The organism is Candidatus Pelagibacter sp. PS_06 (assembly GCF_059418045.1).
This window is the reverse complement of record NZ_CM182078.1, coordinates 594,402-606,768: the sequence shown is the minus strand read 5'-3', so window position 1 is coordinate 606,768 and position 12,367 is coordinate 594,402. Positions and strand designations below refer to the sequence as shown.

The 12,367-nt window shown below is 29.0% G+C and carries 10 protein-coding genes and 2 tRNA genes; 4 read left to right on the top strand and 8 right to left on the bottom strand.

The window, feature by feature from the left end; genetic code table 11:
- Positions 1-43 precede the first annotated feature (43 nt).
- Positions 44-133, top strand: a tRNA-Ser gene (locus AC5SLZ_RS02915).
- A gap of 5 nt (positions 134-138) precedes the next feature.
- On the opposite strand, the gene AC5SLZ_RS02910 is transcribed toward AC5SLZ_RS02915, so the two are convergent.
- Positions 139-423: a succinate dehydrogenase assembly factor 2 gene (locus AC5SLZ_RS02910; protein WP_494616112.1), complete on the bottom strand. Its 285-nt coding sequence runs from the start codon at positions 421-423 to the stop codon at positions 139-141.
- 3 nt (positions 424-426) lie between these two features.
- On the opposite strand from AC5SLZ_RS02910, the gene recG reads away from it, so the two are divergent.
- Complete coding sequence (gene recG / locus AC5SLZ_RS02905; RefSeq protein WP_494616111.1) at positions 427-2,475, top strand: ATP-dependent DNA helicase RecG; 2,049 nt, start codon at positions 427-429, stop codon at positions 2,473-2,475.
- Here recG and AC5SLZ_RS02900 read toward each other — a convergent pair.
- Entirely contained in the window at positions 2,472-3,089 is a 618-nt protein-coding gene (locus tag AC5SLZ_RS02900; RefSeq protein ID WP_494616109.1) for a DUF502 domain-containing protein, read from the bottom strand. The genes recG and AC5SLZ_RS02900 overlap by 4 nt on opposite strands.
- A 113-nt stretch (positions 3,090-3,202) precedes the next feature.
- On the opposite strand from AC5SLZ_RS02900, the gene AC5SLZ_RS02895 reads away from it, so the two are divergent.
- Entirely contained in the window at positions 3,203-4,030 is an 828-nt protein-coding gene (locus AC5SLZ_RS02895; protein WP_028036999.1) for a M48 family metallopeptidase, read from the top strand.
- Positions 4,031-4,039: 9 nt separating this feature from the next.
- Here AC5SLZ_RS02895 and AC5SLZ_RS02890 read toward each other — a convergent pair.
- The 6 genes from AC5SLZ_RS02890 to ssb all read right to left on the bottom strand — a co-directional run bounded on the left by AC5SLZ_RS02890 (position 4,040) and on the right by ssb (position 9,406).
- A tRNA-Lys gene (locus AC5SLZ_RS02890) sits at positions 4,040-4,115 on the bottom strand.
- A gap of 84 nt (positions 4,116-4,199) precedes the next feature.
- Entirely contained in the window at positions 4,200-5,312 is a 1,113-nt protein-coding gene (tgt, locus tag AC5SLZ_RS02885) for a tRNA guanosine(34) transglycosylase Tgt (protein WP_028037000.1), read from the bottom strand.
- Positions 5,313-5,321: 9 nt separating this feature from the next.
- Positions 5,322-5,882: a peptidylprolyl isomerase gene (locus AC5SLZ_RS02880; RefSeq protein WP_494616107.1), complete on the bottom strand. Its 561-nt coding sequence runs from the start codon at positions 5,880-5,882 to the stop codon at positions 5,322-5,324.
- Complete coding sequence (coaD, locus tag AC5SLZ_RS02875) at positions 5,875-6,369, bottom strand: pantetheine-phosphate adenylyltransferase (RefSeq protein ID WP_494616105.1); 495 nt, start codon at positions 6,367-6,369, stop codon at positions 5,875-5,877. Before coaD ends, AC5SLZ_RS02880 begins: the two co-directional genes overlap by 8 nt.
- Entirely contained in the window at positions 6,369-8,948 is a 2,580-nt protein-coding gene (gene gyrA, locus AC5SLZ_RS02870) for a DNA gyrase subunit A (protein WP_494616104.1), read from the bottom strand. The genes coaD and gyrA overlap by 1 nt, the downstream gene beginning before the upstream one ends.
- 5 nt (positions 8,949-8,953) lie before the next feature.
- On the bottom strand, positions 8,954-9,406 hold the full coding sequence (gene ssb / locus AC5SLZ_RS02865) for a single-stranded DNA-binding protein (protein WP_023648543.1): 453 nt from the start codon (positions 9,404-9,406) through the stop codon (positions 8,954-8,956).
- An 88-nt stretch (positions 9,407-9,494) separates the two neighbouring features.
- On the opposite strand from ssb, the gene uvrA reads away from it, so the two are divergent.
- Positions 9,495-12,347: an excinuclease ABC subunit UvrA gene (gene uvrA / locus AC5SLZ_RS02860; RefSeq protein ID WP_494616102.1), complete on the top strand. Its 2,853-nt coding sequence runs from the start codon at positions 9,495-9,497 to the stop codon at positions 12,345-12,347.
- The last annotated feature ends 20 nt before the right edge of the window (positions 12,348-12,367 follow it).

The following is a 12,367-nucleotide window of genomic DNA, read 5'->3' as shown; positions in this document are numbered from 1 at the left end:
TTAAGGTTGAATTAAATATTTATAATAATAAAACACTCTACACGGAAGGATGGCAGAGTGGTTGAATGCACCGGTCTTGAAAACCGGCAAAGGGGCAACTCTTTCCTGAGTTCGAATCTCAGTCCTTCCGCCACAAATTTATTCATTATTATAATCAAAATTTTTAAAAAGAAGATTAATATAGTTATCGTTAAATTTGAAATCACAATTTAATCCATTATAGTAATTATATAAATTGGTATCATCTATATCTAGCAATTTTTCTAAATCAGCCAGATCTTTATGACTTAATAGTTCAATATATTTTTTTGCAAATGACCCCAAAAGTTTATCCATTTCTTTTGTTCCACGATAATTTGATCGGTAGATAATTTTTTTTTTAATAGATCTATATTGAGTGTCATAAATATAATATATTATCATTTTATGACTAATAAAAGTAATTATGAATTTCTATTGTCAGATTTGACTAAACTTAAAGGTGTTGGTGATAAAACAACCAGCTTATTAAAAAAAAAGAAAATTAATAATATTTTTGATTTACTATGGAAATTACCCAAATCATATATAGACAGAAGCCGATCAACTAAAATTAAAGATTTGAAAATAGGTGAAAATCAAACAATTACTATTATTCCAAATAAATATTCTTTTCCAAGAATAAGAAATCTACCAAATAAAGTTTTTTGCATGGATGATACAGGTGAAATTGACTGTATTTTTTTTAATAGCCATGAAGGGTATGTAAGGAAAATTCTACCACTAGGAAAGGAAATTACCGTTAGTGGAAAAATTGGATTTTTTAAAAATAAATACCAACTTACCAATCCTAAATATATTTCTGAAGATTCATCTCTTATAAAACAAAAACATAATACGTATTCATTAACTGAAGGCATATCTGAAAAAATTTATAATAAAATTATCAACCAAATAATAACAAATCTACCCATTCTTAACGAATGGCATTCAAAAAATATTTTAAATAAATTTGAAAATATAAAATGGAATGATGCTATTGTTGAACTGCATAAACCTGAGAATATTGAAAACCATAGAAATAATTTTTATCAAAGATTGGCATTTGATGAAATTTTTTCGACCTTTCTTGTCAACTCTGAAATTAGAAAAAAAATTAAGAAAATTAAAAAAAAAAGAAAATCTTTCGATAAGACAAAACAAAATAAGATTATAAAAGAATTAGAATTTTCATTAACCAATGATCAAAAAAAAACACTAGAAGAAATTAACAATGATCTTTCTTCAACAAATAAAATGTTTAGATTGCTACAAGGTGATGTTGGCAGTGGTAAAACAATAGTTTCTTTGTTAGCTGCTTACAATACTGTAAATTCAGGATTTCAAGTAGCTGTAATGGCACCAACAGAAATTTTAGCGAGACAACATTTTAATCTAGCTAATAATCTTTTTTCAAAAAAAATTAATATAGAATTAATTTCTGGTAAGTCTGAACATAAAAAAAAAGAAATTCTAGATAAAATCAAAAATAATGAAATAGATATAATTTTTGGCACCCATGCTATTTTTCAAAAAAAAGTATATTTTAAAAATTTAGGATTAATCGTTATAGATGAGCAGCATAAGTTTGGTGTTAATCAGAGAAAACGTTTATCTGATAAAGGTGGAAATAATTGTGATGTATTGTTAATGACTGCAACACCTATACCAAGAACCTTAACAATGACCTTATATGGAGATATGGATCTTTCAATTATAAAGGAAAAACCTAAATCTAGAAAACCTATTAAGACTTATAGTAAATTGGAAAGTAAAATTGATGAAGTTATAAAATTTATAAAAAAAGAAATAAAATTAGGAAATCAAATTTTTTGGGTTTGTCCATTAATTGAGGAAAGTAAAAAATTAGATCACTCCTCTGCTGTTAATAAGTTTGACTATTTGGATAAATTATTTCCCAATCAAGTATCTCTATTACATGGTAAAACTGATTTAGAAGATAAAGAGATTATTTTAGATAAATTTTTAAAGAAAGAATTTCAAATTTTAGTATCTACAACGATTATTGAGGTAGGTATTGATTTTCCTAATGCAAACGTAATAATTATCGAAAATGCAAATAAATTTGGATTATCACAGTTACATCAACTTAGAGGTCGCGTAGGAAGAGGTGATAAAGACTCAACTTGTATACTTATGTTTAAATCAAACTTAAGTGAAAACGCAAAAAAAAGAATAAATATACTAAAAGAGTCTAATGATGGCTTTTACATCTCTGAAGAGGATATGAAAATTAGAGGATTTGGAGACATATTAGGATTTAAGCAAAGTGGGATTAAAAATTTTAGACTAGCTGACCCGGTTCAAAATAGTGATCTTTTCCTTTTAGCTGAAAAGGAAATTAGAAGAATTGAAATGAATAATGAGGATATTAGTAAATATAAGCCACTTATAAAATTATACGATAGAGCTGATATTATAAACGATATCGCTTAGGACTGTTTGTTAGAGGTTCCAGCAGAAACAATAAATTTAGAAGCTTCTTCAAAAGTCATATTTAAATAAATAACATCTTCAATAGGAAACATTAATAAAAATCCGCTTGTAGGATTTGGTGTTGTTGGAACAAAAACATTGATTAGTTTTTTATTAGTTTTCTCAGACATTTCACCTTTATTTTCTTTAGTAGCAAAGCCAACAGCCCAAACATCTTTTCTTGGATATTCAACTAAAACAACACTTTTTTGATTGTTATTTTTTTTAGAAAATGTTTCAGTCATTTGAACAATTGCTGAGTAAACAGTTCTTAAAAAAGGGATTCTTTTAAACAAATCATCAATTAATTTAAGAATTCTTCTTCCAAAGAAAGATAAAGAAAGCCCCCCTACCAAAGTTATTAAAAGTATTGAAATTAAAATTTCTATTCCTGGAATATCAAATGGTAAATAGTGATTTGGATTAAGATTTTTTGGAATTAAATTTGAAGATATTCCAATTAATATTTTGCTAAGATATAAGGTGAATCCAATTGGAATTAAAACAACTACTCCAGCAATAAAATAATTTCTTAAAGTTAAAGATAAAGATTTTCTTTTTGATTTTTTTTCCATATTATTAATTAAAACTAGAATAAACCACAAAAGTTATTGCTATAATAAACAATACCAATAAAATTTTATTATTAAGATTCATAATATAATGATAATATCAATTATAAATGAAAATGAATAGAAGAAAATTTTTGTCTTATGTTGGTTGTGGTTGTGGTAGTTTTTTACTACCATCTTGTACAACTACTCCAATAACTGAAAGAAAACAGTTAAAAATTGTTTCTGAAGCAAGTCTTAATGCACGAGCAGCTAAGCTTTATGAAAAAATTAAAGAAAAAGAAAAAATGAGTGATGACACAAAAACACTCAATGAAATTAAAGAAATTGGAAAAAAAATGGAAGACTCAATTTCTGAATATTTTGATAGAGAAAATTTAGATGATCCAACGAAAAATTTCAATTGGGAGTATATTTTAATAGATAAAAAAAAAGTACGAAATGCTTGGTGTATGCCTGGAGGTAAGATAGCTGTTTATACAGGTATTTTAGATGCAACAAAAAATACTAATGGTCTTGCAGCTGTAATGGGACATGAAATTGCTCATGCTGTTGCTAAACACTCTGTAGAAAGAGCTAGTAGAGGAACTTTATTAAATGTTGGAACTAGAATAATTGATATAGCAAGCGGAGGAGTATTATCTGATATTAACAGAACGACAGGACAAAATACCGTAGGTTTATTAGCACAACTTGGAATTATGAATCCTTTTAATAGAAAACAAGAGAGTGAAGCTGATTATCTTGGAATGATATTTTCGTCTTTATCAGGTTATGATATCAGAGAAACAGTCAAGATCTGGGAGAGAATGAAAGAACTTAATAAAGGAAAAGAACCTCCAGAATTTATGAGCACGCATCCATCTTCTAATAATAGAATTAGAGATTTAAATGAAAAAATGAATGAAGTAATATTGGATTATCCTCCAATTAAATTCACATAATTTAAATATTGGTGAGCCCTGATGGACTCGAACCATCGACCCATTCCTTAAAAGGGAATTGCTCTACCAACTGAGCTAAGGGCCCCCATATATTCAAATTGAATAAGTGTTATATACAGAATTATTATATTTTTTCAAACGTCAAATTGAACTAAAAATTGTTTATCTTCTACAACTTATCAATGTATTTGTCATGAAATTGATCAAATGTACCTTCAGATATATTCTTTCTAATTGCTGACATTAATTCTTGATAAAAATTTATATTATGAAGAGTTAAGAGCATAGAAGCTAAAATCTCATTAGTATTAAATAAATGATTCAAATAATTTTTTGAATACTTGTTAAGATTAAGGTTATTACAATCAGGATCTAGTGGACTGTTATCAGTTTGATATTTATTGTTCTTTATATTTATTCGTCCATTCCATGTAAAAGCTAATCCAGTTCTTCCTGATCGTGTAGGTAAAACACAGTCAAACATATCAATACCTCTTTTAACAGCACCAATAATGTCTGATGGTGTCCCAACACCCATTAAATAATGAGGTTTTTCATCTGGCATATGTTCTTTTATATTATCTAAAACATTAAACATTTCATTTTGTGATTCCCCTACAGCCAATCCACCCATTGCATACCCATCAAATCCAATTTTAATCAATTCAGTTAAAGATTTAACTCTAAGATCTTTAAATAATCCACCTTGAACAATTCCAAATAGAGCTTTATGTGGATTTTTACCAAAAGCTTTTTTTGATCTTTCCGCCCAATATAAAGACAAATCCATTGATTTTTTTATCAAATCATAGTCACTTGATTTACGTGGACATTCATCCATTATCATAACAATATCTGAGTTGAGTCCTAATTGAATTCTTATACTTTCTTCAGGACTTAAAAAAAATTTTTTTCCATCAACATGTGAATTAAAAATTGCACCCTTCTCTCTATCAATTTTATTAAGTTTGGATAAAGACATCACTTGAAAACCACCTGAGTCAGTAAGTATTGGTAAGTCACAATTCATAAAATTATGAAGACCTCCAGCAGATTGAACTCTTTCTACACCTGGTCTGATCATTAAATGATATGTGTTTGATAAAATGATCTCTGAACCAGTTTTTTTAATATCATCAATGGTACATGCCTTTACAGTTGCTTGAGTACCAACTGGCATGAATGCTGGTGTATTAATACTACCCCTGTGAGTTTCAATTAAACCACACCTTGCAAACTTATCTTTTTTTAAAACTTTAAAGGCAAAATTTTTTAATGCCATTTAAAGAAATTATTGAGATTTAAAACTGATAATCTTATCTGGATCTGATACTGAGCCGTTGTTACCTTCATCTCCTCTTTTGATTTTGTCAACGAATTCCATGCCTTCTAAAACTTTACCAAATACAGTGTACTGTCTATCAAGAAAAGATGAAGGCTTAAAACATATGAAAAATTGACTATTTGCACTATCAGGATCAGATGATCTTGCCATAGATAAAGTACCTCTTTCATGTGGAACACTACTAAATTCTTGTTTTAAATCTGGCAAATCAGATCCACCCATTCCAGCTCTTCGTAAATCAAAATCACCAGATCCAGAATTGCCAAATTTAACATCACCAGTTTGAGCCATAAATCCATCTATAACTCTATGGAATACAACATTGTCATATTGTCCACTATCAGCTAATTCTTTAATTCTTTTTACATGATTAGGCGCCACGTCTTCAAATAACTCGATTTTTACATCACCGTCTTTTAATTTTAAAATCATTATGTTCTCCTGTGCTATTAATTGATTAATAAATAAAAAAAATAAAATAAATATATTTGTTAAAATTCTACTCATATTTGTCTTTTAAAGATTTAATTGTACTTTTGGTAGTAAATTTTCTTATATCACCATTCAATTTAACTATTTCTTTTACAAAACGAGAAGATATTATTTGATTTTCAACATCAGACATCAAAAAAATTGTTTCAATATTATTATTAAGCTTTCTATTCATGCCCGCTAATTGGAACTCATATTCAAAATCGGATACTGCTCTTAAGCCTCTTAAAATAATGTTAGATTTATATTTCTTACAAAGATCTGTTGTTAGAGAGCTAAACGAAACTACAGAAACTTTTTTTTTATTTAATTTTAAATCTTTAAATAATGCTTTATTAACAATATTAATACGTTCTTCTGAGTTAAATAAATAATTCTTATTACTTACATCAGATACTCCAACTACAATGTTGTCAAATAACTTTAGGGCTTTTTTAATAACATCAATATGACCATAAGTAATTGGATCAAATGTGCCCGGGTAAATAGCTATTTTGTTCATTAGATCAAATTGTCAGCAATTTTAATTGCTGATACTACTTTTTCCTCGCCTGATAATTTTATAATTCTTACTCCTTGAGTATTTCTACCAGCAGTTCTTATTTCTTTAACAGCTACCCTTATAACCCTGCCTTTGTTTGTTGAAATAAGTATTTCATCACCCTCAAAAACTGGAAATGACGATGTTATATTTCCATTTCTTGGTGAATTAACAATACCAATTATTCCTTTTCCACCTCTATTGGTTACTCTATAATCTGTATGAGAAGTTTTCTTCCCATATCCGTTTTCACTTATAGATAAAACAAATTTTTCTTTTGCTTTAATTTCAGACTTTTCATCTTTAGTTTTTTTACTACTTTTTTTTGTTTTATCGTTATCTATTACAGACAATGATACAATTTGATCATTTGAAGCCAACTCTATTCCTTTAATTCCTTTTGATGATCTTCCCTTAAAAACTCTTAATTTTTTTGTCTCAAATCTTATGCATTTACCAAATTTTGTACTTAAAATAACATCTTGATTATCTTCACAAATTTTAACACCTACAATTTTATCATTATTATCTAATTTCATTGCAATTTTACCAGAAGCATTGATTGATGAAAAATCTTCCAAACTATTTTTTCTAACTTTACCTTGAGCTGTAGCAAAAATTATTTGATAATTTTTAGAGTCAGTTTCATTTTCTGGCATTGGCATTATTGAGCTAATAGATTGATGATTTTTTAATGGCAAAATATTAAATAATGATTTACCTTTTGATGTTGCAGAGCCTTCTGGAATTTTCCATGCTTTAACTTTATAAACTAGCCCTTCAGTAGAAAAGAATAGAACTGATGTATGTGTGTTTACAGAAAGAGTTTGAACAACAGAATCCTGATCTCTTGTAGTAATACCAGATTTACCTTTACCACCTCTTTTTTGTTGTTTCACGCCATCTAAAGAACCTCTTTTTATATATCCTTGTAAAGTAACAGTTATAATTACTGATTGTTTTTGAATAGTTTCTTCTATGTCATAATTTAATACTGCATCTATAATTTTTGTTCTTCGAGGAACAGCAAATTTTTCTCTAATATTTGTGAGCTCTTCACTTATCACCTTCAAAAGTTCTTTTTTTGAAGATATAATTTTTTTGTATTTAGCTATTAATTCAGCTAATTTTTTTATTTCAACTTCAATTTCATTTATTCCAAGAGCTGTTAATTTTTGTAATCTTAACTCTAAAATAGCTACAACTTGAGGCTCTGATAATGAGTAAACATTTTTATTTTTTTTACCTTCAACTAAAGAAATTAATTTTTGAGTTTTGTTTATTTTCCACTTAGTTTTTAATATAGACTGTTTAGCGTCATCTGGGGTTTTAGAAGAACGTATAATCTTTATAATTTTATCTAAATTCTCTACTGATACAGATAATCCTAATAAAATGTGTGCTCTTTCTTCTGCTTTCTGAAGATCAAATTTAGTTTTTTTTATTACAACATCTTCTCTGAAAGACAAAAAGTTTGTTAAAAAATCTTTTAGATTGCAAGTCTTTGGTTTTCCATCAACAATAGCTAATGTATTAAACCCAAATGAACTTTCAATTTGGGTATTTTTGTAAAGCTGTCTTTTAATAGTCTCAGGCTCAACACCGTTTCTTAAATCAATCGCAACTCTAATGCCCTCTCTATTAGATTCGTCTCTTATATCTTTAATACCTTCAATTTTTTTCTCTCTAACAAGTTGGGCAATTCTTTCATTTAACACTGATTTGTTAACCTGATAAGGAATTGATGTAATTACCAATCTGTCTCTACCATTTTTAAGAGTTTCAGATGATACCTCACCTCTAATTTTAAAGGATCCTCTTCCATTATTGTATCCTTGTTTGATGATGTCTTTACCTATAATAACTCCGCCAGTTGGAAAATCTGGTCCCGGAATATGTTTCATTAATTCTTTAACTTTAATATCTTTATTATCAATTAAAGCTAATGTTCCATTTATTATTTCACCTAAATTGTGTGGAGGAATACTAGTTGCCATACCTACCGCTATACCACCTGCTCCATTCACTAAAAGATTTGGGTATTGTGCAGGCAAAACTGTTGGTTCTTTTTCAGTTTCATCATAATTACTTTTGTAAGAAACCGTATTTTTTTCAATATCATCAATTAGAAATTGTGAAACTTTTGAAAGTCTTGTTTCAGTGTATCTCATTGCAGCTGCAGGATCTCCGTCAATTGATCCAAAGTTACCTTGTCCTTGAACTAAAGGTAAGCTCATAGAAAAATCTTGAACCATTCTAACTAGAGCATCATAAACTGATTGATCGCCATGAGGGTGATATTTACCAATTACATCCCCTACTATTCTTGCAGATTTTCTGAATTGTTTTGACCAATCGTATCCACCTTTATACATTGCATATAAAATTCTTCTATGAACAGGTTTCAATCCATCTCTTATGTCTGGTAACGCTCTACTTACAATTACGCTCATTGCATATGAAAGATATGATGAGCTCATCTCATCATGCATTGAGATTAGTTTAATATTATTATCTTTTGGGGCTTCAGTTTTTTGCATAGGTACTAAAATGGTATTTCGTCATCCATATCGTTTGACACTTGAGATGAGTCCTCAATATTGTTTTGTTGAGTTGTGTCATTTTGAATTCCACCACCAGTATTTCCACCACCAAGCATTGTTAAAGTAGTGTTGTATCCCTGAAGAACAATTTCTGTAGAATACTTATCTTGGCCCGATTGTTCATCTTTCCATTTTCTAGTTGTAAGTTGACCTTCAACATAGATTTGAGCACCTTTTTTTAAGTATTGCTGAATAACATTAACTAGTCCTTCATTAAATACAACTATACGGTGCCATTCTGTTTTCTCTTTTTTTTCACCAGTATTTTTATCTTTCCAAGATTGGCTTGTAGCTAAGCTTAGTCTCGCAACACTTTTACCGTTAACCATTTGTTTGATCTCAGGGTCTGCGCCCAAACGACCAATTAATAATACTTTATTTAAACTTCCAGCCATAATATTTAATATTTGTTAAATTAATTAATAAGAACTATATCACAATTCTTCTCATTATTAATTTTATTAACTCAAAGCAACAAAAAATATGATCAAAAAGATAGTTATTAAGGGTGCTAAAGAACATAATTTAAAGAATGTTTCTATTGAAATCCCTAAAGATCAATTTGTTGTAATAACTGGTCTATCTGGGTCAGGAAAATCTTCATTAGCTTTTGATACAATATATGCAGAAGGTCAAAGAAGATATGTAGAAAGTTTATCTGCTTATGCCAGACAGTTCTTGGATAAAATGAAAAAGCCAAATGTTGATCTCATTGAAGGTTTAAGTCCAGCGATAGCTATCGAACAAAAAAACACATCTAAAAATCCAAGATCAACTGTTGCAACTGTTACAGAGATTTATGATTATATGAGAGTTTTGTTTGCTAGAGCAGGAATTCCCTACTCTCCATTCACTGGTAAACCGATAACATCTCAAACAATAACTCAAATTGTAGATTTAGTTAAAAAATTACCAAAAAAAAGCACTATATATATTTATGCTCCTGTAGTCAGAGGTCGTAAAGGTGAATACAGAAAAGATATCTTAAGTTACAAAAGAAGAGGTTTTAGAAAAATTAAAATTGATAACGTTTTATATGACATCGAAAAATCTCCAAATTTAGATAAAAAACTCAAGCATGATATTTCAGTTCTTGTAGATAGAATTGTATTGAATTCAAAATTAGGGAATAGATTAGCTGAAAGTATTGAGACAGCGGTCAATTTATCTAATGGTTTAGTTTTTGTTGAATATGAAGATGAAACTTTGCCTCAAAAATTTAGAAAAATTGAAAAACTAATATACTCAACCAAATTTGCATGTCCTGAAAGTGGATTTACTATTGAAGAAATAGAACCAAGACTTTTTTCTTTCAACAGCCCCTATGGTGCATGTGAAGAATGTGAGGGTATTGGAATAAAATTAAATGTTGATCCAAATTTAGTCATTCCAGATGAAAGAAAAAGTATTGCAGATGGTGCAATCGAACCATGGGCAAAATCTACTACTTTATATTATGCACAAACTTTAGCATCTATTGCTAAACATTATGGATTTTCTCTTGATGATAAATGGAAAAAATTACCAAAAAAAATAAAAGATATAATTTTATATGGATCAGATGAAGAGGAAATTAAATTTAATTATGATGATGGCTATGAAAAATATTCACATAAAAAAACATTTGAAGGAGTAATAAATAATCTTGAAAGAAGATTTTTAGAATCTGATAGTGAATGGAAAAGAGAAGCAATAGCTGAATATCAGTCAGATTCTGCTTGTGAAAGTTGTAATGGAGATAGGCTTAAAGAAGAGGCTCTATGTGTAAAAATTGACAATAACAATATTAGCGAAGTTACAAGAAAATCAATTCTTGATGCCTCACAATGGTTTAAAGATTTAGAAAAGAATTTAGATAAGAGACAATTTAAAATTGCAGAGCATGTTTTGAAAGAAATTAATGAAAGATTAAATTTTCTACTTAACGTTGGTCTAGATTATTTAACATTATCCAGAGAGTCAGGAACACTGTCGGGTGGTGAAGCTCAAAGAATAAGACTAGCATCACAAATAGGTTCTGGTTTAACGGGTGTTTTATATGTGCTTGATGAGCCCTCTATAGGATTACATCAAAAAGACAATGTTAAACTTATTAATGCTTTAAAAAGACTAAGAGATTTAGGTAATACAGTTATTGTTGTAGAGCACGATACTGAAACAATGGAAAATGCAGATCATATAATAGATATGGGTCCTGAAGCTGGATCTAATGGTGGTCAAATAACTTCTCAAGGAACATATAATGAAATTAAAAAAGATAAAAATAGTATTACTGGTCAATATCTATCGAATAAGAAATCAATTGAAATTCCTAAAACTCGAAGATTAGCTAAAAATGGACGATTTGTAGAAATTAATGGAGCTACAGGAAATAATCTAAACAATGTTAATTTAAAAATTCCAACGGGAAGTTTTACTTGTATCACTGGGGTATCAGGTAGTGGTAAATCAACTTTAATCTTACAAACTCTATATCACGCTCTAAATTTAACACTTAATAATAAAGCTAGAAAAGCACCAAAAGCCTTTAAGAGTTATAAGGGTGTTGAATTAATTGATAAGATTATAGATATAGACCAATCTCCCATTGGTAGAACACCTAGATCAAATCCGGCAACTTATACTGGTGCCTTTGGTCCTATTAGAGATTGGTTTACTAGTTTACCTGAGTCTAAAACTAGAGGATATAAACCTGGAAGATTTTCTTTTAATGTTAAAGGTGGAAGATGTGAAGCTTGTGAAGGCGATGGTGTTATAACTTATGAGATGCATTTTTTACCTGACGTGTATATCCAATGTGATGAGTGCAAAGGCACAAGATACAATAGAGAAACGCTAGAGATTAAATTTAAAGGAAAAAGTATAGCTGATGTTTTGGATATGTCTGTTGATGAAGGATGTGAATATTTTGAAAATATATCAACTATTAAAACAAAATTACTTACTCTTAAAAAAGTAGGTTTGGGGTATATAAAAATTGGTCAACAGGCAACTACTCTATCAGGAGGTGAAGCTCAAAGAATAAAACTTGCAAAAGAATTATCTAAAAGATCAACAGGTCGAACAATGTATATTTTAGATGAACCGACAACAGGTCTTCATCAACATGATATTAAAAAATTATTAGAAATACTGCACACATTTGTTAAACTTGGTAACACTGTTGTGGTTATTGAACACAATTTAGATGTTATTAAAACTGCTGATTATATCGTCGATATGGGCCCTGAAGGTGGTGTTAAAGGAGGTAATATTATCGCAGAAGGAAAACCCGAAGAAATTTGTAAAGTTCCCGAAAGTTATACGGGTCAATTCTTAAAACCTTTACTAAGATAATATTATAAAAGGTTGTTAAT

What these genes read in the sequence shown, in the direction of transcription:
- AC5SLZ_RS02910 (WP_494616112.1), bottom strand. Translation starts at nt 423, where the DNA reads ATGATAATATATTATATTTATGACACTCAATATAGATCTATTAAAAAA.
- recG (WP_494616111.1), top strand. Translation starts at nt 427, where the DNA reads ATGACTAATAAAAGTAATTATGAATTTCTATTGTCAGATTTGACTAAA.
- AC5SLZ_RS02900 (WP_494616109.1), bottom strand. Translation starts at nt 3,089, where the DNA reads ATGGAAAAAAAATCAAAAAGAAAATCTTTATCTTTAACTTTAAGAAAT.
- AC5SLZ_RS02895 (WP_028036999.1), top strand. Translation starts at nt 3,203, where the DNA reads ATGAATAGAAGAAAATTTTTGTCTTATGTTGGTTGTGGTTGTGGTAGT.
- tgt (WP_028037000.1), bottom strand. Translation starts at nt 5,312, where the DNA reads ATGGCATTAAAAAATTTTGCCTTTAAAGTTTTAAAAAAAGATAAGTTT.
- AC5SLZ_RS02880 (WP_494616107.1), bottom strand. Translation starts at nt 5,882, where the DNA reads ATGAGTAGAATTTTAACAAATATATTTATTTTATTTTTTTTATTTATT.
- coaD (WP_494616105.1), bottom strand. Translation starts at nt 6,369, where the DNA reads ATGAACAAAATAGCTATTTACCCGGGCACATTTGATCCAATTACTTAT.
- gyrA (WP_494616104.1), bottom strand. Translation starts at nt 8,948, where the DNA reads ATGCAAAAAACTGAAGCCCCAAAAGATAATAATATTAAACTAATCTCA.
- ssb (WP_023648543.1), bottom strand. Translation starts at nt 9,406, where the DNA reads ATGGCTGGAAGTTTAAATAAAGTATTATTAATTGGTCGTTTGGGCGCA.
- uvrA (WP_494616102.1), top strand. Translation starts at nt 9,495, where the DNA reads ATGATCAAAAAGATAGTTATTAAGGGTGCTAAAGAACATAATTTAAAG.